This window comes from Ruegeria sp. BHSB056 (assembly GCF_059613305.1).
Map to the genome: position 1 here is coordinate 37,363 of NZ_JBXWSG010000006.1, position 26,006 is coordinate 63,368.

Annotated in this window: 22 protein-coding genes and 1 tRNA gene; 7 read left to right on the forward strand and 16 right to left on the reverse strand. The window is 56.0% G+C overall.

Going from position 1 to position 26,006, the window contains the following annotated elements:
• Positions 1 to 33 precede the first annotated feature (33 nt).
• The 8 genes from AC2FND_RS02895 to AC2FND_RS02930 form a co-directional block, all read right to left on the reverse strand.
• Positions 34 to 1,257, reverse strand: a complete 1,224-nt coding sequence (locus AC2FND_RS02895; RefSeq protein WP_496767793.1) for a saccharopine dehydrogenase family protein — start codon at positions 1,255 to 1,257, stop codon at positions 34 to 36.
• A 22-nt stretch (positions 1,258 to 1,279) separates the two neighbouring features.
• Entirely contained in the window at positions 1,280 to 3,169 is a 1,890-nt protein-coding gene (gene speA, locus AC2FND_RS02900; protein ID WP_496767795.1) for a biosynthetic arginine decarboxylase, read from the reverse strand.
• A 100-nt stretch (positions 3,170 to 3,269) separates the two neighbouring features.
• Complete coding sequence (locus tag AC2FND_RS02905; RefSeq protein WP_496767797.1) at positions 3,270 to 4,355, reverse strand: DUF1513 domain-containing protein; 1,086 nt, start codon at positions 4,353 to 4,355, stop codon at positions 3,270 to 3,272.
• A 3-nt stretch (positions 4,356 to 4,358) separates the two neighbouring features.
• Positions 4,359 to 5,369 carry an imelysin family protein gene (locus AC2FND_RS02910; RefSeq protein ID WP_496767798.1) on the reverse strand — a complete coding sequence of 337 codons (1,011 nt, stop codon included), beginning with the start codon at positions 5,367 to 5,369 and terminating at the stop codon, positions 4,359 to 4,361.
• Positions 5,370 to 5,372: 3 nt separating this feature from the next.
• On the reverse strand, positions 5,373 to 6,920 hold the full coding sequence (locus AC2FND_RS02915; protein ID WP_496767800.1) for a di-heme oxidoreductase family protein: 1,548 nt from the start codon (positions 6,918 to 6,920) through the stop codon (positions 5,373 to 5,375).
• Positions 6,880 to 7,365, reverse strand: coding sequence for a bacterioferritin (gene bfr / locus AC2FND_RS02920; protein WP_209597970.1), 486 nt, complete (start codon positions 7,363 to 7,365; stop codon positions 6,880 to 6,882). Before bfr ends, AC2FND_RS02915 begins: the two co-directional genes overlap by 41 nt.
• Positions 7,313 to 7,606, reverse strand: coding sequence for a (2Fe-2S)-binding protein (locus AC2FND_RS02925; protein ID WP_496767850.1), 294 nt, complete (start codon positions 7,604 to 7,606; stop codon positions 7,313 to 7,315). The genes bfr and AC2FND_RS02925 overlap by 53 nt, the downstream gene beginning before the upstream one ends.
• Before the next feature lie 93 nt (positions 7,607 to 7,699).
• Positions 7,700 to 8,971, reverse strand: a complete 1,272-nt coding sequence (locus tag AC2FND_RS02930) for an imelysin family protein (RefSeq protein ID WP_496767803.1) — start codon at positions 8,969 to 8,971, stop codon at positions 7,700 to 7,702.
• Positions 8,972 to 9,219: 248 nt separating this feature from the next.
• Between AC2FND_RS02930 and AC2FND_RS02935 the strand changes: the two genes are divergently transcribed.
• From AC2FND_RS02935 to AC2FND_RS02950, 4 genes are all read left to right on the forward strand, one after another.
• The gene (locus AC2FND_RS02935) at positions 9,220 to 9,777 is read left to right on the forward strand and encodes a ZrgA family zinc uptake protein (protein ID WP_496767805.1); all 558 of its coding nucleotides are present in this window, start codon (positions 9,220 to 9,222) and stop codon (positions 9,775 to 9,777) included.
• 242 nt (positions 9,778 to 10,019) lie between these two features.
• On the forward strand, positions 10,020 to 11,192 hold the full coding sequence (locus AC2FND_RS02940; RefSeq protein WP_496767807.1) for a tyrosine-type recombinase/integrase: 1,173 nt from the start codon (positions 10,020 to 10,022) through the stop codon (positions 11,190 to 11,192).
• Positions 11,189 to 11,833 carry a hypothetical protein gene (locus AC2FND_RS02945; RefSeq protein WP_496767809.1) on the forward strand — a complete coding sequence of 215 codons (645 nt, stop codon included), beginning with the start codon at positions 11,189 to 11,191 and terminating at the stop codon, positions 11,831 to 11,833. The genes AC2FND_RS02940 and AC2FND_RS02945 overlap by 4 nt, the downstream gene beginning before the upstream one ends.
• A 74-nt stretch (positions 11,834 to 11,907) precedes the next feature.
• Positions 11,908 to 12,102, forward strand: coding sequence for a helix-turn-helix transcriptional regulator (locus AC2FND_RS02950; protein ID WP_496767811.1), 195 nt, complete (start codon positions 11,908 to 11,910; stop codon positions 12,100 to 12,102).
• A gap of 834 nt (positions 12,103 to 12,936) precedes the next feature.
• On the opposite strand, the gene AC2FND_RS02955 is transcribed toward AC2FND_RS02950, so the two are convergent.
• The 3 genes from AC2FND_RS02955 to AC2FND_RS02965 all read right to left on the reverse strand — a co-directional run bounded on the left by AC2FND_RS02955 (position 12,937) and on the right by AC2FND_RS02965 (position 14,743).
• Positions 12,937 to 13,251 carry a hypothetical protein gene (locus tag AC2FND_RS02955; protein WP_496767813.1) on the reverse strand — a complete coding sequence of 105 codons (315 nt, stop codon included), beginning with the start codon at positions 13,249 to 13,251 and terminating at the stop codon, positions 12,937 to 12,939.
• Between the two features lie 366 nt (positions 13,252 to 13,617).
• Entirely contained in the window at positions 13,618 to 14,106 is a 489-nt protein-coding gene (locus AC2FND_RS02960) for a hypothetical protein (protein WP_496767815.1), read from the reverse strand.
• A 154-nt stretch (positions 14,107 to 14,260) separates the two neighbouring features.
• Positions 14,261 to 14,743 (reverse strand): helix-turn-helix domain-containing protein, encoded by a 483-nt coding sequence (locus tag AC2FND_RS02965; RefSeq protein ID WP_496767817.1) that lies wholly within the window; start codon positions 14,741 to 14,743, stop codon positions 14,261 to 14,263.
• 104 nt (positions 14,744 to 14,847) lie between these two features.
• Between AC2FND_RS02965 and AC2FND_RS02970 the strand changes: the two genes are divergently transcribed.
• The gene (locus AC2FND_RS02970; protein WP_496767819.1) at positions 14,848 to 17,922 is read left to right on the forward strand and encodes a hypothetical protein; all 3,075 of its coding nucleotides are present in this window, start codon (positions 14,848 to 14,850) and stop codon (positions 17,920 to 17,922) included.
• 106 nt (positions 17,923 to 18,028) lie between these two features.
• Positions 18,029 to 19,780 (forward strand): ATP-dependent nuclease, encoded by a 1,752-nt coding sequence (locus AC2FND_RS02975; RefSeq protein ID WP_496767821.1) that lies wholly within the window; start codon positions 18,029 to 18,031, stop codon positions 19,778 to 19,780.
• A gap of 75 nt (positions 19,781 to 19,855) precedes the next feature.
• On the opposite strand, the gene AC2FND_RS02980 is transcribed toward AC2FND_RS02975, so the two are convergent.
• The 5 genes from AC2FND_RS02980 to AC2FND_RS03000 all read right to left on the reverse strand — a co-directional run bounded on the left by AC2FND_RS02980 (position 19,856) and on the right by AC2FND_RS03000 (position 24,221).
• The gene (locus tag AC2FND_RS02980) at positions 19,856 to 20,569 is read right to left on the reverse strand and encodes a hypothetical protein (protein ID WP_496767823.1); all 714 of its coding nucleotides are present in this window, start codon (positions 20,567 to 20,569) and stop codon (positions 19,856 to 19,858) included.
• Positions 20,570 to 20,912: 343 nt separating this feature from the next.
• Entirely contained in the window at positions 20,913 to 21,506 is a 594-nt protein-coding gene (locus AC2FND_RS02985; protein ID WP_496767824.1) for a hypothetical protein, read from the reverse strand.
• Between the two features lie 114 nt (positions 21,507 to 21,620).
• A tRNA-Met gene (locus AC2FND_RS02990) sits at positions 21,621 to 21,697 on the reverse strand.
• Positions 21,698 to 21,752: 55 nt separating this feature from the next.
• Positions 21,753 to 22,754, reverse strand: coding sequence for an alpha/beta fold hydrolase (locus AC2FND_RS02995; RefSeq protein ID WP_496767826.1), 1,002 nt, complete (start codon positions 22,752 to 22,754; stop codon positions 21,753 to 21,755).
• Positions 22,755 to 24,221: a flavin-containing monooxygenase gene (locus AC2FND_RS03000; protein WP_496767828.1), complete on the reverse strand. Its 1,467-nt coding sequence runs from the start codon at positions 24,219 to 24,221 to the stop codon at positions 22,755 to 22,757. It abuts the gene before it with no gap.
• A gap of 228 nt (positions 24,222 to 24,449) precedes the next feature.
• On the opposite strand from AC2FND_RS03000, the gene AC2FND_RS03005 reads away from it, so the two are divergent.
• The gene (locus AC2FND_RS03005) at positions 24,450 to 25,997 is read left to right on the forward strand and encodes a trimethylamine methyltransferase family protein (protein WP_496767830.1); all 1,548 of its coding nucleotides are present in this window, start codon (positions 24,450 to 24,452) and stop codon (positions 25,995 to 25,997) included.
• The last annotated feature ends 9 nt before the right edge of the window (positions 25,998 to 26,006 follow it).

The window sequence follows — 26,006 nt, forward strand, 5'->3', positions numbered from 1 at the left end:
GGGATATTTAGGGCCAGATGAAGCTGAAGCGGATCAGAAGGTGACCGGGCCGTCGAGTTCATGGACCTGCCACGGCAGGCCATGTTCGTTCAGCATGGCCATGAAGTCGTCCGGGTCGAGTTGTTCCATGTTCCAAACGCCGGGCTCGGTCCAGTTGCCTTTCAGCACCTGCGCCGCGCCGATCATGGCGGGGACACCGGTGGTGTAGCTGACAGCCTGGCTGCCGACTTCCGCGTAGCATTCCTGATGATCGCAGATATTGTAGATGTAATAGGTCTTTTCGCCGGAGCCATCCTTGGCCTGACCTGTGGCGATATCGCCGATGCAGGCCTTGCCCTTGGTTTCCGCGCCCAGATCACCGGGATCGGGCAGGAGGGTTTTCAGGAACTGGATCGGGATGATTTCCTTGCCGTCATGCATCACCGGGTCGATGCGGGTCATGCCGACATTTTCCAGAACCTTGGCGTGGGTGATGTAGGCGTCACCGAAGGTCATCCAGAAGCGGGCGCGCTCGATCTCGGGGAAGTGAGTGCTGAGAGACTCCAGTTCCTCGTGATACATCAGGTACATGTTCTTGGGGCCGATGGCGGGGAAGTCGAATTCGACCTTGTGGGTCATGGCGGGAGAGTGCTTCCATTCGCCACCTTCCCAGTGGCGCACTTCGGCCAGCACTTCGCGCAGGTTGATTTCGGGGTTGAAGTTGGTGGCAAATTCCTGATCGTTCGAACCACCATTGGCATCAAGCACGTCGATCTGGCGGATGGTGTCCAGCTTGTGCTTTTTCAACCATTTGGCAAAGACGGATGTAACACCGGGATCGAAGCCCGAACCAAGGATGGCGGTCAGGCCGGCCGCCTTGAACCGCTCCTTGTAGGCCCACTGCCAGTGGTATTCGAACTTCGCCTCGTCCTCGGGCTCATAGTTCGCGGTGTCAAGGTAATGAATGCCCGCCTCAAGGCATGCGTCCATCAGCACCAGATCCTGATAGGGCAGGGCGAGGTTTACGAGGATTTCAGCACCGGTTTCCTTGATCAGCTTTACTGTGTCTTCGACCTTGTAGGCGTCCAGTTCGGCGGTCGCGATATCAACGCCCACACGGTCTTTCACCGATCTGGCGATGGCGTCGCATTTAGATTTCGTGCGGCTGGCCAGCGTGATTTCGGTGAAGATATCCGAATTCATCGCCATCTTGTGCACGGCAGCGTGGGATACGCCGCCCGCGCCGACAACCAGTGTTTTGCCACTCAAAGTTCCCATGGGGGTGATCTCCTCTCAGGGGTTATTCGTAATAGGTGTAACCGTTGATCGACTCGCGGTAAGCGCTCATCAGGGTTTTGCGGTCCTTGGCATTCAGGGTGCCGGTCGAAATCGCCTCATCCACCATTTTGCGGAAGGCGGCGACGCAATCCTGCGGGTCGAATTCGACATATGACAGAACCTGGCTGATCGTGTCGCCCTCTTGTTCGTGCAGCAGGTCAAAGCCACCGTCCCGACGCAGGTCGATGGTGACCACGTTGGTGTCACCAAAGAGATTGTGTAGATCGCCCAAAGTCTCCTGATAAGCGCCAACGAAGAAGACACCCATGAAGTATTCGTTCTCTTCGGGCAGGGAATGCACCGGCAGGCTGGGGGAAACACCGTCGGCCAGAATGAACCGGTCGATCTTGCCGTCGCTGTCGCAGGTGATGTCGGACAGCACGGCGCGACGGTCGGGGATCTGGTTCAAAGATTGCAGTGGCACGATCGGGTGCAGCTGGTCGATGGCCCAGACATCTGGCAGCGACTGGAACAGCGAGAAGTTGCAGTGATAGATGTCAGCAACCTTTTCAAGCTGGTCATTCAGGTCCGTTTCCAGATCCTCTGACGCGGCCAAGGCCTTGAGCCGCGCCATCAGCGACAGGTATATCCGTTCGGCCCGGGCCATCTGACGCAGGTCGACATAGCCGCGACGAAACAGGGCGCGTAGCTCGTTACGATAAAAGGTGGCGTCGTTCCAGCATTCCTGAAGACGGTCTTTGCTGAGATAGCCATGCACCGCAGCAAGGTCTGAAACCATGTGGTGATCGTCGGCTTCAACCTCGGGGCCATTGGGCGCATCGTAAAGCGTGCTTTCGAGCACGTTGAAGACCAGCATCGAGGACGTTGCCACCACCGCACGCCCACTTTCCGTGACCAGTGTCGGGTGGCCCACCTCTGCTTCGTCCATGGCGTAGGCCACGGTTTCGACGACATTGGCACAGTATTCTTCGACCGTGTAGTTGATCGAGTTTTCGGCGGCTTTCTTTTCGCCGGTGTAATCAACCCCCATGCCGCCGCCAAGATCCAGGTGGGTCAATGGCACACCTTCGCGTGTAAGCTCGGTGTAATAGCGACAGGCTTCGCCGACAGCGCGGCGCACATCGTTGACATCCTGAACCTGGCTGCCCAGATGTGAGTGCTGCAGCTTGAGGCAATGCAGCAAGCCTGCGTCTTTCAGCTTGTCTACGGTGGCGATAAGCTGATCGGTGTTCATCCCAAAAGCCGAGCGGTCGCCCGAGCTTTCTTCCCATTTGCCGCTGATCTGGTTGGTCAGTTTCACCCGAACACCGATCAGGGGCTCGATGCCCAGTTCGTTGTAAACTTCGATTACCGTATCGGCCTCTTTCGGGCTTTCCAGAACGATGACCGTGTTGAACCCGATCTTACGGCTTAGAATCGCCAGTTGGATGAATTCGGCATCCTTGACACCGTTACACACGATCAGTGCTTCGGGGGCCAGACGATGCGCCAGCGCAATCACCAGTTCGGGTTTGGATCCGGCCTCGAGCCCATAATTGTATTTCTTTCCAAACTCGACGATCCGGTCAACAACCTGCGCCTGCTGGTTCACCTTGATCGGGAATACACCGCGATAGCTGCCTTTGTAGCCCACGCGCGCAATCGCATCATGAAAGCTCTCATTCAGGTGGGCGATTTCGTGTTCCAGATAAGACGCGACGCGCAGGACCATCGGTGCCTTGATGCCGCGGTCGTCCAGATCACTGAGGATACCGGGCAGGCTGATCGCCGCTGCCTCGGGGGCCATGGGATTGCGCAGACCGATCTCGCCCTGTTCGGTCACCTCGATGAGGCCTTTGCCCCATTTCTCAACTCCGTAGATGGAATGCGGTGCGTCGGGCGTCTGTTTCAATCAAGTCAGTCCTTAACATAGGGTGCCAGTTTCGCGCCCGCCAATACGGCAGCAGTTTGATTCTTCCAAGTGTAAACTATCTGATTGGGGATTCCGAATATTACGCGGACGGGAGGATCGGGATCAGATGATTGTCCCATTGGCATTCGGCGCGGGTTCGAACAGCTGGGCGCGCGCCCGTCAATGTCCCGAAAGCGCCTGTTCCTGTGGTAAAGACCAACCCGGCCGCTCCGGCTCCAAGCCCGCAGACATCCTCAACCGTGAAGGCGCCGGTGAATGTGCCGCTGGTTGTGTCAAACTGGTGCAGCGCATTGCCGCGCGGACAGGTTATTGCGATCGTCTCGGCGTCGGCTGAAAACGCGATGCTGCCAGCGTATCCCTGCAACATGCTTTGTTCGTGATCCGGTGCCGCAAGCAGGCGCGGGGCTTCACCATGACGATGCAGGCCCAGCAGGGGCGGATGTTCGGACTTGCTGCCCTGCCATTGCATGGCAAAACCAACCAGACCGTCACGCCGCACGGCCAGATGGCGGATCGAGTTCTTGTGAAGCTCGTGAGGTAACGACACCTGCTCTTGGATACTGCCCGACAGGGTGAGATAGCTCAGGTTGGGTGCCATCGTCGGCAGGTTCAGCTTTGTGCGCCCAGTTTCGGGGTGGGTTTCGATCCCGCCATTGGCAATCACCAGCGTTTCCTCATCGGGCATCAGGCGCATGTCATGTGGGCCTATTCCGCCAGATGAAAACTCACCCAGACGCGCAAAGCTTTCAGCATCCCAGACACTGACGATACCAGTCCCGGCTTCGAAGTCGTTTTCGGTGGCAAGAAAGTACGCGCCATCCGCCGAGAATGTGCCGTGGCCATAGAAGTGGCGGCTTTCAGGGGCCTTTAGCCGCGCAATCTGCGCGCCGGTTGAGCAATCGATGACGATGGCAAAAGTGCCCGGACGCCTGGCGAACGCGACCGCTAAGGCCTTGTGCGGGTGGGCAGCTGCCGCATGTCCGCGTCCGGGTAGAGGCACGGAGAACACGAGCTCGCCCGACGTGCTTAAACCGGCAAGTCGAAAGGACCCGTCGGGGAACAGCCCCGCGGCCAGAAAATCGGGCGCTCCTACCGAGGCCCACCCGCGGACCGGGGAAATCGCGGCTGCGGCAAGACCGGCAAGAAAATGGCGGCGCGACGTCATGGGTTAATCTCCGTCCAGCGCGTTGAATCCTGCGCTGATCCCCAATGTCGGACCCAGCTTGGTCACGGCGATGGTGCGGATATCGTGGATCGACTGTTGAAGGGCCTCGATCCGGAACCGGGCCTGGGGATCTGAAACCCCGGCCAGCGAGGGATCGTCAATGGATTGAGCGTTCTGGATGGCACGTGCAAACGCTGCATCCAGTTCCGACGCGATTTCTGCGTGATCAAAAGACAGCCGAGCGGCTAAATCCCGCAAGGATATCAGCGAAAGTTCCACATGGCGCAAAGACCGCCCGGACCGCCACGCTTCGGCCCGGTTCGGACGGGGGCGGTCGAATGTCCCCATGGGGCGACCCAGCCGAGTGTCCGCCGTGAACTCAAGACCGGTTGACAGGGCCTTGAACAACTCCTGCATCGCTTCGTCCTGCGTCCGGTAGCGGCTGTTCTCTCCGGGTAGGGTAAGGCTTGGGGCATAGCTGTGCCAGTCCTGCGCCATCGCGCGGGCATTGGCATCGATATCCGCCGTGATCGCCCTGATCAGCGCGCAGCGATATTCGGCATTGCCCTGTTCCGCGTAATTAGGATCGAACAACATCCGTTCGAGAGCAAAGAACCCGCGCCCTGCTATGGACGTTTCGGCATAGGCCTCCGGGCTTTGCACGGCATCATCCTGAGCTTCGATATGCTGGGATAGCGCTTTGGATGTGAACCCTTTCGTGTCGGGCCAAAAAGCCATGGCGAAAGCGCGGTCATCGACCTCGGTCGGACCAAACCGCAGGTGGCTGGCGGATATCCAGCGATCGAAAGCCGCGTCGTAGGCCGCGCGCAGCGCCGGTGAGGTCGGATCGCACTCAACCAGTGATGCGCTGACCAGCGCGCCCGTCGTTTCCGGGAGCGTGTCGAACCGGGGCAGGATATGGGTTTCAGTCACATCCATCAGGATCGGCGCGCGATCCTGTGCCTGGGCGGCAAGTGGCATGATCAACGCTGCAACAAGGGTAAAAACTCGCATGGGTCAGAGGCTCTCCAGAAATTGGATCAGGGCGTCACGGTCTGCCTTGGGCATCGAAACTACGGTGTCTCGGGTAGCCTGCGCTTCACCGCCATGCCACAGGATTGCTTCAAGCAAGGTGCGCGCCCGCCCGTCATGCAGAAACTCTGTGTGGCCCGAGACGCGTTTCGTCAGGCCAATGCCCCACAAAGGCGGCGTCCGCCATTCCCGCCCTGTCGCTCGGGCCTCGGGGCGATTGTCGGCCAGACCTTCGCCCAGATCATGCAGCAACAGGTCGGTGTAGGGCCAAATCAGCTGAAAACTGTGCTCGGGTCGATCTTCCATCCGATGAGTGACATGTGACGGTGTGTGGCATGACGCGCAGCCAGTCGCATGAAATACCTCTTTCCCGCGCAACACCTTGGGGTTGTCCACGTCGCGGCGACCCGGCACCCCCAGATTGCGGCTGTAGAATGCGACCAGGTCCATACCCTGATGATCGATCTCAAAGCCGCGCTCATCATTGTCGCCGTGCGGGGCTTTGATGCAGTTCACCTGCACATTGGTGCAATCCCCGTGCGGAGCAGGGTAGAGTGGGTTCGATATGCCGATATCCCCGGCAAAAGCAGCAGCCGATTGTTCCATAACTGTCGGCATCCCCGCCTTGTGACCGAACCGGCCCATCATCGGCCTGTCAAACTCGACCGACCAGACGATATTCGGCCGGCCCGATATGCCGTCCCCATCCAAATCGTCCGGGTCGGCGTTGGCAAGCAGGTCTTCGACCGGGATCGTTTCCAACAGGCCAAGCCCGATCATCTGTGGCGCGACCCGGGGGCTTAGCATCGCGTCGGGGTGCAGCGGGCCATAACCCAGATCGGCTGCCTGATAAGTCGGGCGGCGTAGTGAGGCGGTTTCACCGTCAGAAAGCTCTACCGGGATTTCTTCGTACGAGATGTCCAGCCGGTATTCCGCTGGATGACCTGCCAGTGCGAAATCCTGCATCTGTCCACCATAGGTAGGCTCGGGCAGAGTGGCGATGTAATCTTCGATCGCTGCATAACCATCTTCCGACGTGCCTGGGATCGAGACCCGCAGAAACATCGAAACTGCGTTGTCATCGGGCCCGTTTGGCGTGTGTCCGCGCCCATCCTTGATGTGGCAGCGCTGGCACGACCGCGCGTTATAGAGCGGCCCCAACCCGTCAGAGGCGAGCGTTGATGAGGGCGACGAAACCCAGACCTTCTTGAACAGCCCGTTTCCGACTTTGAAATTCAGCTCCTGTTCAAAGCTCAGGTTGTCTGACGGTTGCGAGAACGCATCCGCGTCCGTACGGACCCGAACAGTCGCGGCCCCGGCGGGCAGTTCTTCAAACTGCTGCGGTGCGCTGAAATCCTGAGGGGGTGCTGTGACAACGGCAATCCGGGCGCGTTCATCGTCAGTGCGGGGGGTGACATTCAGATGCAGATCCTGCAGTTCGGCTGACAGGGAAGGGGTGGCCGCGAAGGCCACCGCCGACAGGGCGACAAGGCTACTCGCCTTCGTCCATTTTCGATGCGTTGAGTTGCGCATAATTGGCTTCGCCGATCCTTTCATAGAGGTCGAGCTGCGTTTCGAGAAAGTCGATATGGCCCTCTTCATCGGACATCAACGTTTCGAACAGCGACATCGAGACATAGTCGCCGGCATCCCGACAGTATTCGCGCGCTTCCTTGTACAGGGCCCGTGCATCGATCTCGGCCGCAAGGTCGCATTCCAGCGTTTCCTTTGGTGTTTGACCGATCCGAAGCGGGTCAAGCTTCTGAAGGTTGGGGTGGCCTTCCAGAAAGATGATCCGTTCGATCAGCTTGTCCGCGTGGCCCATCTCTTCGATGCTTTCCTCGCGGCTTTTCTTGGCCATGTGGCCAAGCCCCCAGTCTTCCTGCAACCGGTAATGCAGCCAGTATTGGCTGACAGCAGTCAGTTCATGCCGCAGAGATTTGTTGAGATATTCGATGACTTTTGGATCGCCCTTCATCTGCACTCTCCTGTGATACCACCGCGCGCAGGGCGCGGAGTTGCATGGGTACTTCGAGATTATCGCTTGACCGCATCGTGTCCAGAAACAGAGGCATGCATCCGCCGCAATCCGCCGATTTTCCAAGAGCACGGTAAACCTTGCCGGGGGTGATGATGGTTCGGGGGTCGGCTGTTCGCATCCAGTCGATGGCGGCGCGGATGTCGTGGTCCGAGATGTTGGTGCAGTGGCAGACAATCATGGTTGTTGACTTGGGTTTGTGTGGTTCAAAGGGCTGGCGGGTCAGCGTGCTGAGTGTGCCGGGGGCAGGCAAGCTCCCGGTACGCGTTCGTGTTTAGTGGAATACCGCGTCGGGGTTATCCAGACTGTCTGATCCTTCAAATTCGATCTGGTCCAGTTCCAGTGCGGTCACGATGCGCTCGATTGTTTTGGTCTGGTCGATCAGGCCGTTGACGCCGGCCATGATCAGGGTTTCACCGCCTTCGTTGCCGCGTTCCAGCATCTGGTCATAGGCAAACCCTGCTTCCGCGGTCGATTTGATCCTGCCAAGGGCTTGCATCGTGACGGCTAGTTTCGCCTTCATCTCGGCGTCCAGTGCCGGATCAGTTGCGATTACCAGATCGGCCAGCGATGCGCCCGATACAGGTGTGCCATCGATGCGGGTATAGCTGCCCAGATAGACGTTCTGAACGCCCAGCCCGTCGTAGTAATGGCTGTTGTGGGTGTTGTCCGAAAAGCAATCATGTTCTTCTTCCGGGTCGTTCAGCATCAGGCCCAGACGCATCCGCTCACCCGCCTGTTCACCGTAGGACAGTGAACCCATACCGGTCAGGATCGCACTGACACCCCCAGTTTCGTTTTCCATCAGCGCCGCGCGCGCCGCGCCGCCTTGTTTCCACTGGTCCGCCATCCAGCTCAGGTCGCTGACCAGCAGGTCGGTTGCGGCGCTCAGATACTGGGCACGACGGTCGCAATTGCCACCAGTGCAGGTATCGCCGTTTGCATAATCAGTGGCTGGACGGTTGCCTGCACCGGCCCCGTGGCCGTTCATGTCCTGACCCCACAGCAGGAACTCGATAGCGTGATAACCTGTCGCGACATTGGCTTCGATACCATCAGCTTCGTGCAGGGTTTCGCTCAGCAGTTCCGGAGTAATCTCGCTGGCGTCAATGGTTTCGCCCGAAAGTTCGAAGCTGGGGTTGGCGATGACATTCAGAACCGCAAATTCGTTCTCATCCGTCGCGCCACCATAGGCCGCGTCGACATAATCAATCAGACCTTCATCCAGTGGCCAACCGTTTACTTTGCCTTCCCAGTCATCAACGATTGCGTTGCCAAAACGATAAACTTCGGTCTGTTGATAAGGCACACGCGCTGCAACCCATGCTGCCCGTGCCGCAGTCAGGGTCGCGTCCGAGGGTTCGGCAATCAGCGCACCGACTGCGTCCCGCAAAACCTTTGCCGCAGTCAGGCTGTCGTCATACTTGGCTTCGGCAATATCGGCATAGGTTTCCAGAATATCCGCTTTTGTCGGCACATCACCGGCAAAAGCAAAAGTGGCTGTCGCAAATGTCAAAGCGCTGGCTGTTGCAAACAACTTGGTCATAGGGGTCGTTACTTTCTTGTCTGAACTGTCAAATCAGGCGGGATTGTTCCCGCGGCGGCTTTCGTTGAAATAACTGAGTTAAAAAGTCAACATTGTCAATCTGAGTTTTTTTGTCGGATAAAGAAACCGCTGACTCGGTTGCCACTGTCCCCATATCTGGCGGGGGTTCGGTCCGGCGGATCACATTGTGCGGTACATGTTTCGGGCTAAAATCCGCCAAGTGATTCTTTGTAGGTGGTTTGTTGTTCATGAAGCGCATGGTTCTGGCCTTGTTCCTGTTTCCTGCGGCACTTGCAGCGCAAGCAACGCAGGTTTCCACGCCTCATCACCACGGTTCGGGCCAGATCGATATCGTGTTTTCTGAAACCGGGTTTTCGTTGGCACTCCGGGTGCCCAGCATGGATATCGTCGGGTTCGAATCCCCGGTTGAAAACGATGACAACCGCACGCGTGTGGCCATAGCAATGTCAGAGCTTTCCGACCCGCTGGACCTGTTCGTAACCCCTCCCGAAGCTGGGTGCTCTACGGTGACCGCCCATGTGGTTCTGACATATGGAATCACACGGCAGAGTGGCGAGGCAAACGCAGTCACAGGCTCCACAACGGAGGAGAGTCACTCGGAGTTTCAGGCGGACTATGTCATTCAGTGTCAGGATATGAATGCGCTGAACATGATCGAGTTCGCCTATTTCGCGCGGTTCAGTGGGACTGGCCAGCTGAACATCCACTTGAATACGGACGGGGTACAGGACGCTGTCGAAATCACACGCGCGGCACCATATCTCGATCTTCCGCCGGATCGATGAGCGCTGAAATCAAAAGAAAAACCACAAGTGGTGTTTCGGTTTGATGCTCTGGGGAATTGGTAGCGGAGGAGGCTACCAAACTTATTTCTCACCAAATCTCACTAGCTCAATTTCTCCTTATATATTGATACGTTCTTTGTCATAGGCTATCAAGCCTTATCACTAAGCTTCACTCTGTCCCGCCACCAAATGGTGGGAATTGTGGCGGGACAGATTTTGGCGGGACAAATTGAGGGAACCAAATGCCCAAGTTGACAGTCAAGAAAGTGAGCAGCTTGCAAGAACCCGGAATGTATGGCGATGGCGAAGGGCTTTACCTTCGTGTGGGCCCTACAAAAGCTAAGTCCTGGATACTGAGGACTGTTGTTCAAGGCCGTCGCCGAGAATTGGGAATTGGTTCCGCTAGCGTTGTCACACTGGCTGAAGCTCGTGAGATTGCCAGGGATCTACGCATTATCGCCCGAAAGGGTGGTGACCCGGACAAAGTGCGAAAGCACGGCGGCATGACCTTCGAACAGGCCGCGCGTAAAGTGCACAAGAACCTGTTGCCGACTTGGAGCAACGAAAAGCACGGGAAAAAGTGGTTGGCATCGCTGGAAAACGATGTGTTTCCGGTTTTTGGAGATCGGCCAATCGAAGCGGTTGGATCTGCCGAAGTGCTTGCGGCTCTTTCGCCGATTTGGGCTAAAAAGCACGACACCGCCAAGAGGATCAAGCAGCGGATCGCCTCGGTATTCGATTGGGCAAAGGGCGCCGGTCACTATCCCCACGAAAACCCGGTCAACGGCGTTGCCAAGGCCCTGCCGACCATAAAGCAACGCCCCGAGCATATGGCCTCGCTGCCGTGGCGGGATCTTCCCGACTTCATGGCAGACCTGAGTGAGCGTGACGGCATTTCGGCGCGTTGTCTTGAGTTCATTATACTGACGGCTGCCAGATCAGGCGAGGCACGTGGCGCCCGCTGGGGCGAAATCAAGGACGGTATATGGACTATACCCGCCGAACGGACGAAGCGCCGTTTGCCGCACCGTGTGCCGCTTTGTGCGGAGGCTCTGGCTGTTTTGGAGGCTGTTAAGGGGTTCGACCGCGATCTGGTGTTTCCCAGCGTCCAGCGCGGCAAGGATGGCCGGTCCAAACCCATGTCTGACACTGTCTTCAAAGCCCTGATGTCTCGGATGAAACGAGAGGGGCTGACGACCCACGGGTTTCGTTCGACTTTCCGCGACTGGTGCAGCGAAAGTTCCAAAGTGGATCGTGCGGTTGCAGAGGCCGCACTTCACCACACCTACGGGGATCAGGTGGAGCGTGCATATGCGCGGTCAGACCTGTTTGATAGGCGTCGTGCCGTCATGGATGCCTGGGGCAAGTACGCGTCCGGCACAGCAGGTGACGTTGTTCAGATGGTGAGGGTATGAGCCCAGAGTACACTGATGTCTTTCGGCGATTTTTCAAACTGAGAGACTTGTGGAATGTCGAGTCTTACGAGTGGTCTTTTGAAGTGTTGGCCACAATCATTGCGTGGAGAACAGCACAGAGACACGACTTCTCTACAGACAATGACAAACTGCTGCACAGATTCAAAGATGATACGACTTACGCTTTCGCGCTTCCTCTATATTTTGCGCCAATTGACGGTGAGTTCTTTCGGCTGGCGAAACGGACAATGGCGGCGACGCTCTTGCATGGCTCAGAACTGATGCCTGGACACCGAGCAATGGCTGCTGGGTTATTGGTATCGGAGCCACCAACAAACAATCGACCAAAGGCAGTTCGAGACGCGCTAATTGTTATGGCGCTGCAAGTCGGTTGTGAAATTGGTTGGAAGCCTACTGAAAACGATCAGCCGTCCGAAACCACGCGGAAAGATCAAAGCGCTAAGAGTGGGAGTTCGCGGCTTAAAGAAGTTGTTGACCGCATCTATTCGAGGGACTCTCCGAGCTTAGCCGCGTTAAAAAAAACTTGGTTACTTCGAGAAAGAAAGCTAACCGCTGTCGGATTTGACGAGGAGGAAGTACAACGCTTTTTAGAACCTCGGCCTTTATATGGGAATTTTTGAGCTTTAGATTTCCCATGATCCAGCGAAACCCGATCAAATATTCTCACTGCATGTCACAAGAAACAGGTGAGAAGATGAACCAGTCACAAACCAGTTCACCAGAATTAATCAATGTCCGTGAGGTCGCATTCATGCTGAGCCTCGGGGAGTCGAGCATCTGGCGACATGTCAAGAACGGTGATTTGCCTAAACCCATCAAGATCGGTCGATCTGTTCGTTGGCGCGCCGCAGATATCCGTGCATTGGTCGAGCAGCATACTGCCGCCTAAACAAAACCCCCACCAGCAAAGCTCGGCGGGGGTTCGGTATTTTGTTCTCGATAAACACAAGATACCTCCCGCGCCGCTTCAAATCAAGAAGTAGGTCGATGCAATCCAGCAGAAAACAACACGCCCGAAAACCAGAAGAAATAGAACGTATAGACGATCTTGTACGCCACCTAAGAAACACAATGCGTCGGAGCGACATTCCCGATTCACTACGGGAACAGATATGCGGTGTTGTTCGTCATTGGTTGGTGCACTTGTTATCTCGCCATTCTTACATTCATCCCGGGATGGAAAAGATGGCCGCATGGGGAGAGGTCACCCCCCGACAGGCGCGAGTAAATTTCGCGATCCTTCGAGACTTCGGGGTGGTTAATCCAATCATGTACGCAAAGGGTGGGAGACGTGCGACACGTTTCCAAGTCTCTTTAGTTCATCTGAAGCGTTTTCTGGTTGCTCATAAGGCTAACCCGCACCCCAAGTTGATAACGAAGTTAACTGACCCAAAATTTCAGCCCGCAGTGCGTCAGAGAAACCCGGAAGTGAAAGGTGCATCAAACCCGGAAAAATACCCGGAAGTCACTTCCGCCGGTATACATAGGATATACCAAACGTCTCACACGGGTGTCGTTGACTTGCAATCCAGGCGCTAAAATAGTCACGCTCAGGTAGATACCTCTCAGCGAAACGCATACTAGTAATTAGCGCCTCCGGCGCCGAGGCAGCGGCGCAGTACAGTTATCCAAATCGATCTACAGGGTGTTTTTTGCTTAGAAGGGATTGAGCGGCTTACCATTCACAAAAAATGGTAAGCTGTTCTCAATCACAAAGGGAAGATCAAGCCGAGCGAATCTGACGCCGAACAGCTTCATCCTTTTCGCGTTGTTCGCGTCGGATATCGCCCTGCCGTTTTGACTCCTCGGTCTGGGCTCGGACCGCATCGCCAGCAGATCTCGACAATGCGTCGGCGGCAATCTGAAATTCCAGCATTGCGTCCTGTTCATTTCTGCCTCTCTTTTTGGCGAGGGCGCCAGCGGCTTCTGTTGCAGCGGTCTGAAATCGACCGTCGGCCTTGTACCAGACGTGTAATACGGCCTCCGCAAATCTCAGCTTGGCCGTATTACGTTCTTCTGCGGTTGAACACAGGTTCATGGTGGTGCTCCAAGTTGGTGTTGTCATCAGAAACAGACTACGCGGTCAGACAGCTGCCGCGCCATGCACTGGGGGTGTTCGCAATCGGCTGGAAAATCTGGGATTTTGGAGTTGGCGACGACCCTTTTTGGCGCGCGCGAGGGCCAATGCAGGCAAATCCCACTGATCTTACCCGCCTGAAATCACGCCTTTTTCGCTCAATCCAGCATATCTGTGAACAGGTCAAACAATTGAGAATCCTTGCGTTTTCGCGCTGGGATTTTTGGCGTTTTTTTCAACGTGAATTTGCGACGTGATTTAGAGCGATGTAGTGAGGGGCGGGCACCGCCAATGAGCGACTTCCTACGACCTATGAGTGTCTTCGACCTAGCTTTCATCGGTATATACCCTATCTTCGGGATCTCGCTTCGCGTCGTCTTCGACTGCTTCGCCATTGATAGTTTCGGCATATTCGGTCGGATCATCGAACTCGAAGCCTTCAAACGTGTGGTTGTGGCGGTATATACCCTGAACCCTGGTGATCGGGGCGACACCCTGCACACCGGCAAGCCATTGATTGGCCTCCAGCCTGACATGTTCGCTCTTCGCGCTCCGCGCCAACTCCCCGATACGTGCTATAGCGGCCTGTCCTTCGTTGTTGCGTATATACTGGGTGAGTTGGTTATAGCGCTGACGGACCTGCGGGAGATTGAAAGCACGCTCAAGGTTACCGCGGCGCATTCCCACCATTTTCGCGGCGTGATGCAAGGGGACGCCCTGCCAGGCCATGATCTCAAGCGCTTCGATTGAATTCTTGCCCAATCGCAGGCCGTCGAAGTTCGGCGCGGTCGATGTATGTGAACTGATTGACGTCATCTGATGGTCTTTTCTGGGTTTGATCGGACTTGGGAATGGGAGAGGGTTAGGCGAAGCGGGTTCACAGGCTCGCTGGGGCGTTGCACAGCCGCCCAAAGGGCCCTTTTAGGTGTCCAGGGGTGCTAATGGCGCGTTCCGCCCCTCTACGGGCCTCTCACAAAGCATGTTTGTATCTCGCCTGATTTGGTTGGTACGGATTGCCCTTGCGGGCTTCTATGGCGCTGGTGGTTGCCGTCGGCAGCGGTATGGGCGTGGTCGTGATCGAAAAGCCTAGTGTCTGCGCCCACAAAATAAGAGTTGGAAAGGTGGCAACACGTGCGAGGCTTTCGAGCTTGTTGACGTAGCCATCGGCAACGCCCATGGCAGCGGTCAGGTCTTCCTGGCTGAGCCCCAGCGCGCTGCGCCTGTCTCTGAAGGTGCCCACCAGAGCGAGGTACATCTCGAAGGTTTGGGCATCATAGCCTTTGATATGTCTGGCGGTGCAGGGTGCGGGTGGTTCCACAGGTTCAGCCAGCGATATCGTCCTGGTCTCAACGCAACCTATGTGGACGCATTGCAGGCACATCTTAGTTCCGTGGACCGAAGCGATCCGCCATCCCCGTTCCCGCAGGGCCTTTGTCAAATTTGGTGTCTCCATGCCTTGGGTCTTGGACAAAAAGACGAGGCCGCGAAATGCACTGGCCCTGGCGGCCGCGCGGAAGGGCGGGTGCATTGCCCGGTTTTCTTCAAGCGGCAATCGTCGTGAGACCAACACCAATGGAAAGCTATGTGATGCCCTTCAAAGACACCGACGATTTCTTCGGCCCTTTGGCCCTGCCTGACGGGTTGAGCGTGACCCCCACCGAGGAAGCCCCAAACGGTATCGGTGATATCCTTGGTGCTGCCTTTCGCACCGAAAACCCGGTTGTCTCCGCTGTCACCAGTTTCAACTATGATCCGCTGAAACCCTTCGATCCGGATTACAGGCCGTGGGATGATATCCAGGGCACCGAGTACGAGGACTATGCGGGCCGGTTCGCGGGGGCCCGTGATGTCGAAGATGTTGTCGCGATGAAAGCCCAGATCGACAGGGAGCGAGAGGATCGGGCGGTCCTTGACGCAGCCGGGGGGATCGGGGTGCTGTCCCAGATGGGGGCGGCCCTGCTGTCACCGTCATCGCTTATCCCCGGCGGGGCAGTTGTCAAAGGCGCCAAGGGTGTTTCCATCGCGCGTACCGGGCTGACCGTTGCGGGGTCCGCTGCTTTTGCCGCGGCCCTTGATGAAACCGTTCTTCAGGGCACACAGGAAACCCGGACAGCCGAGGAAAGCGCGTTTGCCATCGGGGGATCGTTTGTTCTTGGTGCCGTTCTTGGGGCGGCGGCCGGGAAGATTGCATCAGCGGAATTCAAGGCGGCTTCGCTGCGCGCCGAAACCGCAATCAAGACTGTTCATGAAGTCGATCAGGGAATTCGTTCGCTCAGCGCCGCAGCCACGGTGTCAGGCGACGATTTCAAGCTGAGGCGAGAAGGTGTGTTTCAGGGGATCAAGAACATCCCGCTGTTTGGACGCCATTTTGTCGGGTCTGATCCATTGCTTCGCACGACCTTGAGTGATTTCACCGAGGTGCGGGCGGCGACTGCGCGGCTGGCAGAGCCTGTTCTTGAGCTTGACATCGCTAAGGATGGGCGCACCGCTCTCGGAGGACGGGTTCCGGTTGAAACCCGGGTGAAAACGCGGCGCAACACTGAGCTTACTTCTCTGATGGCGGACTTGACCCGGTTCTATGCGGAATACGAACGCGATGGTCCGGTTGGCACAATAGGGACCATCACTGCCCCAATTACCGGCAAATGGGGGCATCTGCTCGGGAAGACGCGCAAGCTTTCTATCCGTGAGTTTTCAGAGGAAGTCGCCAAGGCGATGCGTCGGGGCGACAAACACCCGATCCCGCAGGTTCAATCGGTTGCCGATGCGATCCGCCGAAACCTGTTTGAACCGGTCAAGAAAGAGGCGGAGGATCTGGGGCTGATACCTGATGGTGTGGAGTTATCTGATGCCGGCAGTTACCTCTCTCGGATCTACAACGTTGAAAAAATCAATGCGCACTATGGTGACGGGAGCGCCGACGACATTCTCCCGGTTCTTAAGCACGAGTTTCTGAAACGGCGCGACGCCGCCAATAGGCGCGTCGCCGCAAAGGCGAAACTGAAAGATAAGGATCTGACATACGCGAACCAGAGCGACGAGGAGGTCGCCACAGCTGTCGAAGAGACCATTCAGGCCATCAAGGGTTTGAAACCCGGTCAAGCCGCCTGGAACGTCGCTCTGGGCTCGCCTTCGCGTGCAAGGGTTCTGGATGTTCCAGACGAGGTGTTGGAGCCATGGCTTGAATCAGACGTTCGGGCCGTAATGGCGAGGTACTTTGAAACGATGGTCCCAGACCTCGAAATCATCCGGGAATTCGGTGACATCGACATGACCGACGTATTGACGCGCATCAACGAGGAAGAAGCCAGGAGCATGAAGCTGGCCAAATCTCAGCAAGAGCGCGGCCGGATCGCACGAGAGGCTAAGAATGCACGCAGGGATTTGCTGGCGATGCGGGATCGAATTCGCGGATCGTACAAGTTGCCCGAAAACCCCCGCGATGTTTGGATCGTCGGCAGTCGCATTGGCCGCTCTTTGTCATACACGTCACTGCTCGGTGGTTTCATGATTTCAGCTCTCCCGGACCTGGGCAAGTTGTTGCATCAGTCGGGGATTGAAGCGGCCTTCGGATCAATCACAGCATTGACCGATCCAAAGAAGCTGGGTCTCGCTCTTAAGGATGCGTCCGAGCTTGGCGCGGCGGCAGAGTGGTATCTGAACGGGCGGGCGATGGAAATCTCCAACCTAATAGACCCTTATGGCAGCGCTACGCGCGCCGAACGTATTATGGGAGATATCACCAACAGTTTCAGTTATCTGAATGGTGTCATCCCCTGGAACGCAGGGTGGAAGACGGTCGGCGGCGCGTTTGTGTCCTCTCGAATTGCCAAAGCCGCAGTTGCCGTACGGAAAGGCTCTGCGTCCAAGAAACAACTGCGCCATCTTGCGGCCAACGGAATCGAACCGTGGATGGCGGACAGAATTGCCGTGCAGATCGAACGCTTTGGTGACACCGATGATTTGCTGTGGCTGCCGCGGGCCGGACGTTGGGATGACCAAGAAGCTTTTCAGGCGTTTCAACATGCGATGACCCGTGAATTCGATCTGATGGTGATCACGCCGGGTCAGGACAAGCCATTGGCCTTTTCCACGACGCTCGGAAAATCACTATTTCAGTTCAAAAACTTCGCGTGGTCCGCCCACCACCGGATCGTTTTGGCAGGTATCCAGCAAGGTGATGCGGCAATGCTGGCATCGGTTGTCACAATGCTGTTGCTGGGAGCTCTGACGTCCAACATCAAAGCCGATGTGGGAGGATACGACCGGAAAACAGGGTCCGCGCTATGGGAAGATGCCCTTGACCGATCTGGTTTGGCTGGGTGGCTATTTGAGATTTACAACCCGGTGAACGCCATGATGGGAGGTGCCCTGTCACCGTCTGGTGAAGTCGTTTCCCGTTGGCGGGCCCGCTCCGAGTTTGAGGGGTTGGTTGGTCCCACCGTTGATCTCGCGAAGGGCGCATTCGAGGGGGCTAATGCGATATCACAGCACGTCGCAGGCTCAGGGAAACTTTCAACCAGGGATATCGATAAGGTCAGCCGAATGGTGCCGGGGAACAATCTCTGGTACCTGCTGCCGTTGCTCGATCGCATCGAGAAACGCGTGGAGGAGTCTTTTGGCGGTCGGTAGGGAACTTTTAGGGTCTCGGTAGCAAAAACCTGATGGACCGACACCCTCGTGCGACTTAGTCTGCCCAGACATAAGTGAAGCAGAAGACATACTCCAAGGTTAATTTATGACAACTTACCTCGATGGGGTTGCGATAAGGTTTTTCAGGGGCATTGGTTCCGAAACGCAATATATCGCACCTTTCTCAACCATGAATTTTTTTGTCGGTGAGAATAACTCTGGAAAGTCGATTGTGCTAAACGCAATTTCGCAGCACATCTCAAAGGTTGTAAGCAACGAAGACATATTGGTTTCAGATCCGGCGGATAGTTATCGGGGCAATGAGACTGGGGAACCAACTATCCTAATTGGGCTTAGCTCCGATCAAGTTAAGCGGCGACTTCAACACCGTATTGAGAAGTTAAGTCAAAATCAGGTGCGTCTTTCGATCGACTTATTGGGATTGGCTGATTTACTTGTCGATAAGTTGAGCTTCCGTGACACGGTTTGGACAACTAAATTGAGGAACGGCAAGCCTACCTTTTTCCCAGAAGTCGAGATAAAAGAAGCATCCGGTTGGACAAGCCACTGGTACCACATCTGGGTTGGGTTGACCGGAAATTCAGGAGGTGGTGAACTCCAGCACTGGGTTCCGCAGACACTCGATATCATACACGGTCTGGCGCGTCCAAAATTGCCATCTGTGAACTTGATTCCTGCAAAGCGAGAGTTAGGCGTCTCCGGGGAAGCCTTTGATGACTTAAGTGGAAAAGGATTAATTGATCACCTGGCCGCTCTTCAAAACCCTAAGTGGGAAGCGCAGGAGGATCGGGAACGATTTGGGCTAATAAATAGCTTCGTCCGAGAAGTTACAGGCAAACCTGACGCGTTGCTGGAAGTTCCTAGTGATAGGGAGCATTTGTTGGTTCACATGGACGAAAAAGTGCTCCCGCTTTCTGCATTGGGCACGGGAATTCATGAAGTCATCTTGATCGCTGCGTTCTGCACTATTCACGATGGCTCGATCATGTGTATCGAAGAGCCCGAGATCCATTTGCACCCACTCTTGCAGCGAAAGTTGGTGAACTACTTGTTGGAGAACACATCCAGCCAATACTTCATAGCCACGCATTCTTCGGCATTCATCAACACGCCGAACGCATCCATTTTTCACGTTTCAAACGATGGAAGCCAAACCTATGTTAGGCCAGCCATCACCGTTGATAATCAAAGAGCGATACTTGATGACCTGGGGTGCCAAGCTTCTGATATTTTGCAATCAAATGCTGTGATTTGGGTCGAAGGTCCCTCCGACAGAATTTACCTCAAGCATTGGATCAGCGCTGTTGATGACCGGCTAATCGAGGGCGTCCACTATCGCATCATGTTTTATGGAGGCGGTCTGATAAGCCATTTGACGACGTCTGACGAGGCGCTGGAAAAATTCATTAACCTTAGGGATTTGAACCGAAATCTGGCAATTGTGCTCGACAGCGACAAGGGTTCAGCAGACGAACCTTTGAAACCCCACGCTCAGCGCTTGTTGGACGAGTTCCAAGACGGTAGCGGAATGGTATGGGTAACAGCGGGTAGGGAAATTGAAAACTATGTAGATGGCGAGAAGTTGCAAGCGGCTTTGAAAGAGATTCACCCTAAGGTGTATTTGGAACCAGGAAGAACCCGCCAATTCGATCATGCTTTTCATTTTTGGACGGAAGATCCGAAGAATTTGGAGCAAAGAAAGACGTACAAAGGCGGCAACAAGGTTAAAGCGGCCAACATCATCTGTGGTGAGCCCGCAGACTTGGACGTCCTAGACCTACGAGAAAGGACTTCTGATTTGGTTGCGTTGTTAAGGTCAGCGAATGGCTTGTGTTGAATACTTGTTCCTTGCGCCGAAGTTGTGAAGTAAAACAAGAGGACGCTGACCTAGCCCATAACCCACTGAATGATCCTATTGCTTCGGGAATAGTTCACGGGCGCAAATTGGACGCCATCCATGGATATTATTTGGTGCTTTAACTGCGATGCATCGCCGTCCGGAACTAGGCTCAACATCCAGAAGCTGCCCGCAATAAACTTGGTTTGATGGAGTAGTACAAAGGATTTCTGCGTTCAATAAAGTCCCAGCCCGCAACGAATGTTCAAGCGCTGAGGTGGCTGCCAACGTATCTTCTATCTCGGACAAGGAACCGGGGCCGAGGAGTTTTTTAAGATGGCCAGTAGAAATGCTATCGAAATCAGGATAGGAAAGCCCCCATATGTCTTGATCACTTGCTGGTGTCGCGCCCGTTCGGGCCCAGTTTGTTAGGTCGGGCTCATCAATTGATACCCCTGTACCCTTTTGCAGAGCACGCAGCGCAAAAAGCCGAGCCGGTAGACTTTCACCGGGATTGTCTTTGTCATATTCACCCGAAAGAATAGTTAAGCTCAGTTTGGCTAGCTCAAGATCGATCTCTCTATCTCTGTTTCGATATTCGAGAAAAGCAACCGAATAAGCCGCCACGGCGCCGATCACTCCACCAACAACGAACCTTAACCAGCCTTCTGACCTCCGCGCTGTGGCTTCCGCCTTCGCCTGAAGTGTCTTTTCTTGCTCTAATGCAAGTTGAAATTGGGATCTCTCTCTTTCAATCTCCGCAAGACGAAGATCCATCTCATCAGCCATAAATCTCTTCCTAAAAACTGTTTTCGAAATCAGTGCTCTGATCTTAGAGAAATCTGGATACTCTTGTCACCTCTCTCTCAGAAGCGTTGAAATCTTACTACGCGAAAATTCAGAAAGGCATTTTAGCCTTCGTCGTGAGCAGTTGCATGGATGACCACATACGCGCGTCGATTTTTGGGGGCGGGGGTCCAACGAAGCTCTGACAAAAGGGGGTGGGGGTGTCGCGATTTCGGATGAACCGGGCCCACGTGTTGCGAACAAACAGAGCCCGTTTGGATCATCCCCCGAGCGCGCGGCATTGGCCTGGATGCGGGGGGATGATCGTTATTGCGGAAATCGTGGATCAGGCGTGAACGGGTTTCGTAGCCTGGGCGGGCGATGGACCGAGCACGCGTTCCAGTGCAATGACTGCATGGGCGGCCTGTTCTTTCGACAGCATACCCGCCAGCTTGAGCGCGCGTGATCGCTGTTCGTCACAAGTGATGTCATCGACATCCAATAGGTCTTTTCGAAGCTCCGAAGTATCGCCGCATACCAGCCAATCCAAGGAAACGGCATTCTCTTTCGCATAAGACAGGAATTCCCGCGTCGGAGATCCTTGATCATCCGTAATCGTCTTAGGGCTCACTTTGCCCAGACGCTGCGCGGACAGATCGAGACGACGCCTGATGTCGATCTTCTGACATTCGGATAGTTCTGAGTGGCGCTTGGGCTTCTCTGTGGGCAGTGCGGCCGCGTTCAGTTTATCCGCGGTATCCTTGCACGCCGCCAGAAGGGCATTGCTGATTGCATAAAGCGAGTCCAGCCGTTCTTCAGGTATCGGCTCGTCTCCACTGATATCCATGACGATCTCATCGAGGGCCGTGGCGAGGCCTCTGGCTTGGATCGCAGCAATCAGGGCGTAATCAATCGAGTTCAGCAGTTTGGACGTTTTCATCTTTCTTCCTTTCCAAATTGGCGTTTGAGAAACCAAGTGGTGGGAAAGATGGCGGGACAAGTTCAAGGAAAGACGTGATTTCGCTTCAAAATCAGGTTCTTAACTTGAGGGATTTGGTAGCGGAGGAGGGACTTGAACCCCCGACACGCGGATTATGATTCCGCTGCTCTAACCAACTGAGCTACTCCGCCGTGAGTGAGAGGCGATGTAAGCGAGGGGCCGGGGAGGGTCAAGAGGGAAATCGCCCTAACCGGGGAATTCTTTCACGGGCTCTTTCACCGGGTCCTGCAAGGGCGTCTGACGGAATATCGTGGTGCCCACCGTTCTGCGGATAAACGCGGCGCATATCTCCGGTTCTGTGATCAGGATCATATGACCCAGACCGTCAAGCTCTTCATAGCTCAGGCCATATTCGGTCATCGGCGGCCCGTGAAGGGCAGGGGACAGAAGCGCATCCTGACTTCCATACAATATCCCGCCGGGGACCGACAGCTCGGGGTATCTGGCCACCAGCGCATCGCAACTGGCATCCAACCCGATAACGTCCTGCGAGGCCGTGACAAAGGCCGACGGGCGCAGCCCGAGTGCACCACCCGCACGGTCCAGAAAGTCATTTGGTGGGGTTTCAGGATCAAATGCCACGCCCAGACTGTGCGGCGCCGTTATTGAGGCCATGGGCACTGCAATCGTGTTGGCAATCAGGCTGCGCAGCCATTTGGTCCGGATCTCGAGCGGTTTGAAGATCACCGGTGTTTCAGGCACTCTGTGCGTTAGTGGTGCCAACAGAGCGAGGCCGGATACCCGCTCGGGGTGGTCTAAAGCCAGCGCCAGCGACACCGCACCGCCCAGAGAATGCCCCACCAGCACGACCTGATCCACACCCTTGGTTTCAAGAAACTCAGCAATCATCGCGGCCTGCTGCGGCAATTGTGCGAGCTCTGCCGTATCCCGGGTTGAATATCCGCAACCGGGGCGATCCAGCGCGATGACGTGGAAATCCTGGGCCAGTTGATCCGCCAACGCATAGGTAAAATGCTGTAACTGCCCAGCCAGACCGTGAATCAGAACGACCGTCTGCGCGTCCGGATTGCCCTTTTCCACATAGTGGATGCTGCCGCCCCGTACGGGCACGATCTGGCCCATCTGCGGCACGGTTTTTAGCCCCTGACGGGTTATCCGCCGGGTCCACAGGGCCATGGCCAGAAGAAAGACGGCAAAGGCCGCAATCAGGCTAAGAAAAAATGTCATCTAGCTGTCTCCGGTCCTTACGGGGTTGTATTGCTCCAATCCCGAATGTGACATGCGTTTCTGAAATTCGGCAACTGTTCCGGGCCAAAGCGTCGTGTTTTTCCCGTCCGCATCAATGTACCAGGATGTGCAGCCTCCGGTCTGCCAGACACTGTCCGCGTGACGGTCCTGCATTTCCTGTGTAAAGGCCGCCTGTTTCACCGCATCGGGGGTGATTACCGACAGTTCCTTGCGTTGCATCTCGCTCAGAACCCGGCCGATATGCCCGACCTGGGCTTCGATCATCAACACGACCGAATTATGCCCAAGCCCGGTATGAGGCCCCAGAAGGATGAAAAAGTTGGGAAAACCGGCTATCGCCGTGCCCAGATGAGCGGACATCCCGTTTGCCCAAGCCGATCGCAGCGTTAGCCCATCTGTGCCGGTGATATCCAACCTTTCTACGACATTGGTGACCTGAAACCCGGTGCCCCAGATCAGCGCGTCTGCCTCTGTTCTGGAGCCATCTGTCGCGACGATGCAGTTGCCATCGATACTGGCTACGCCGTGTGGAATGACGCTGACATTGTCGCGGGCCAGCGCCGGGTACCAGTCATTTGAACTGAGAATGCGCTTGCACCCAATTCGATAGTCCGGTGTCAGAATGCGCCGTTCTTCGGGGTCGGAAATCGCGCCTTCCAGCGATTTTCGCCACATCTTCAGAGCAAAGTTCATCGCGCGTTCCTCGCCCCTGAACACGCGGTGGCGGAACTCGAAGAACATGAAAATCAGTTTGCGCCGGATGCGCGGAAGCAGGGGAAGGTAGGCATATAGTTTGCGCACCCAAGGCGCGATCGGGCCGTCAGGGCGCGGCATGACGTAAGGCGCGCTGCGCTGAAAAACGGTGACGTGGCGCGCAACCTTGGCAATCTCGGGCACGAACTGAACGGCTGACGCTCCGGTGCCGACAACAGCCACATGCTTTCCGGTCAGATCGACGGTGTGATCCCATTCGGCCGAATGAAAACAGGGGCCGGGAAAGCTGTCGGCGCCGGAAATATCCGGAATGCTGGGATGATGCAGCGCGCCGATGGCCGAGACCAGAAACCGGGCTGACCAGAATTGGCCATCCATGGTTTCAACCTGCCAAAGCGTGCCATCCCATTTCGCCGATTTCAGCGCCTGCCCAAAGTGGCAAAGATCGTATAACCCCTCCTGATGCGCGACATTTTGCAGGTATGCCTGTATCTCTGCGCCACCGGCATAGGCGCGGCTCCAGTGCGGATTAGGGTGGGTCGCCATGGAATACAGATGCGACGGCACATCACAGGCGACGCCAGGATAGGTATTCTCGCGCCACGTGCCACCGATATCTTCGGCCTTTTCCAGAATGGCGATATCTTTGATGCCACGTTTGCGCGCTTCAAGCGCCATCGTCAGCCCTGAGAACCCGGCACCGATGATCAGCATCTCTGTCGTGTGGTGCATTGAAGCGCCCCTCCTGAAACAACTTTACGGATATCTGTTGCAGATGTCTGCACGTGATTGGCAGTGAAGTAGGTCACACAAGGTAAAATGACTGAACGACCTTACGTGAACAGACATGTTGAAAAACCGTCATCAGGGCGGTGTCGCTTCCTGCAAACACATATCGCAATCAGAGAGGTAAACGCGGAGTAATTCCCTCAGTCTGATTCAAAACAGGAGGATTGCCCCTTGTCGACCCGTACGCTTGCACGCGCCGGCGGTCGTTCCGCGCGCCGCGCTCTTCGCACTGCGCCGAACTTTGACATGCTGCCGGGTCTGACCCGCGGCATCCCGCATTGCGAAGTTATGAACGGAAGCCAGGTTGAGCTTATCGACAAGGCCGCCATGGATATTCTGGAGAACGTCGGTGTCCAGTTCCGCGACCCGACCGCAGTGGAAGACTGGAAGAAAGCGGGCGCAAAGGTCGAAGGAGAGCTGGTCTTTCTGGACCGCAACATGGTGCGTGAGCTGATCGCGACCATTCCGACGCAATTCACCTATCACGCGCGCGATCCGCAAAAGAACCTCGCTCTCGGCGGCAAGCACTCGATCTTCGTGCCGATGACCGGCGCGCCGTTTCTGCGTGATCTTGACGACGTGCGCCGGAACCCGACGCTGGACGATCTGGCGATGTTTCACAAACTGTCGCACATGATGCCCGCACTGCACAGTTCGGCCCATCATATCGTCGAACCATACGATCACCCGATCAGCCAGCGGCACTTGCGCATCACTTATTCGTCGATGAAATACTCGGACAAAACATTCATGGGCATGACCACCTCGCCCAAGAATGCCGAGGATGTGATGGACATGTGCGATATCCTGTTCGGCGAAGGTTTCATTGATGACCACCCGGTTACAACAGGCAACTGCAACGGCAACAGCCCATTGGTCTGGGATGAATCCATGCTGGGTGCAATGCGTGCCTTCTGCCGCCGGAACCAGCCGGTTTTGTGCTCGCCCTTCGTCCTGGGCGGTGCCAATACGCCCGCATCGGTACCCGCAACCGTGGCACAGCTGACCGCCGAGGCGCTTTCGGCGCTGGCTTACACGCAGGTGATCCGCAAGGGCTGTCCGGCGATCTGGGGGCACTACCTGTCAACCGTTTCGATGAAATCAGGCGCACCAATGGCAGGGACGCCTGAAATCAGTCTGATGAATTTCATGATCGGTCAGATGGCGCGCTATTACGATGTGCCATGGCGCACTTCGAACACGTTGGGCGGGGCGAAGACCTTTGATGCACAGGCCGGGTACGAATCCGCCACAACTCTGGGCGCTGTTCTGCATGCAGGGGCCCATTACATCTGGCATTCGGCAGGCTGGAACGAGGCGGGGATGCATTGTTCGGTCGCCAAGTTTGTTGTGGACGCAGAGCAATGCGCAATGGCCTATCGGATGGCAGAGGGGTCAAAATGGAATGATTTTGACGAAGCCTTGGCCGCAATTCCGGATGTGGGTCCCGGCGGACACTATTTGGGGCATCCGCACACACAGGAGAATTTTCAGACGGCTTTCTACATGCCCGAACTGTTTGACAACAACTCGATCGAACAATGGGTGGCGGAAGGCGAAGTTGAAATCACCGAACGGGCCCTGAACTACGCGAGGAAGCTTTTGGCCGAGTATCAGGAACCCAAGCTGGATGAGGCAAAGAACGACGCCCTTCTGGACTATATCGCCCGTCGCGAGAGGGAAATCCCGGCCGCGGATGAGTTGAACCAGACTTACTGACGGTCAAGT

Excerpts from the sequence above, each read along its gene's own strand:
- AC2FND_RS02995 (WP_496767826.1), bottom strand. The coding sequence starts at position 22,754 with ATGACATTTTTTCTTAGCCTGATTGCGGCCTTTGCCGTCTTTCTTCTG.
- AC2FND_RS02960 (WP_496767815.1), bottom strand. The coding sequence starts at position 14,106 with ATGACGTCAATCAGTTCACATACATCGACCGCGCCGAACTTCGACGGC.
- AC2FND_RS03000 (WP_496767828.1), bottom strand. The coding sequence starts at position 24,221 with ATGCACCACACGACAGAGATGCTGATCATCGGTGCCGGGTTCTCAGGG.
- AC2FND_RS02965 (WP_496767817.1), bottom strand. The coding sequence starts at position 14,743 with ATGGAGACACCAAATTTGACAAAGGCCCTGCGGGAACGGGGATGGCGG.
- AC2FND_RS02975 (WP_496767821.1), top strand. The coding sequence starts at position 18,029 with ATGACAACTTACCTCGATGGGGTTGCGATAAGGTTTTTCAGGGGCATT.
- AC2FND_RS02910 (WP_496767798.1), bottom strand. The coding sequence starts at position 5,369 with ATGCGAGTTTTTACCCTTGTTGCAGCGTTGATCATGCCACTTGCCGCC.
- AC2FND_RS02945 (WP_496767809.1), top strand. The coding sequence starts at position 11,189 with ATGAGCCCAGAGTACACTGATGTCTTTCGGCGATTTTTCAAACTGAGA.
- AC2FND_RS02985 (WP_496767824.1), bottom strand. The coding sequence starts at position 21,506 with ATGAAAACGTCCAAACTGCTGAACTCGATTGATTACGCCCTGATTGCT.
- AC2FND_RS02950 (WP_496767811.1), top strand. The coding sequence starts at position 11,908 with ATGAACCAGTCACAAACCAGTTCACCAGAATTAATCAATGTCCGTGAG.
- AC2FND_RS02935 (WP_496767805.1), top strand. The coding sequence starts at position 9,220 with ATGAAGCGCATGGTTCTGGCCTTGTTCCTGTTTCCTGCGGCACTTGCA.
- AC2FND_RS02925 (WP_496767850.1), bottom strand. The coding sequence starts at position 7,606 with ATGATTGTCTGCCACTGCACCAACATCTCGGACCACGACATCCGCGCC.
- AC2FND_RS02940 (WP_496767807.1), top strand. The coding sequence starts at position 10,020 with ATGCCCAAGTTGACAGTCAAGAAAGTGAGCAGCTTGCAAGAACCCGGA.
- AC2FND_RS02895 (WP_496767793.1), bottom strand. The coding sequence starts at position 1,257 with ATGGGAACTTTGAGTGGCAAAACACTGGTTGTCGGCGCGGGCGGCGTA.
- AC2FND_RS02930 (WP_496767803.1), bottom strand. The coding sequence starts at position 8,971 with ATGACCAAGTTGTTTGCAACAGCCAGCGCTTTGACATTTGCGACAGCC.
- AC2FND_RS02905 (WP_496767797.1), bottom strand. The coding sequence starts at position 4,355 with ATGACGTCGCGCCGCCATTTTCTTGCCGGTCTTGCCGCAGCCGCGATT.
- bfr (WP_209597970.1), bottom strand. The coding sequence starts at position 7,365 with ATGAAGGGCGATCCAAAAGTCATCGAATATCTCAACAAATCTCTGCGG.
- AC2FND_RS02915 (WP_496767800.1), bottom strand. The coding sequence starts at position 6,920 with ATGCGCAACTCAACGCATCGAAAATGGACGAAGGCGAGTAGCCTTGTC.
- AC2FND_RS02955 (WP_496767813.1), bottom strand. The coding sequence starts at position 13,251 with ATGAACCTGTGTTCAACCGCAGAAGAACGTAATACGGCCAAGCTGAGA.
- AC2FND_RS02980 (WP_496767823.1), bottom strand. The coding sequence starts at position 20,569 with ATGGCTGATGAGATGGATCTTCGTCTTGCGGAGATTGAAAGAGAGAGA.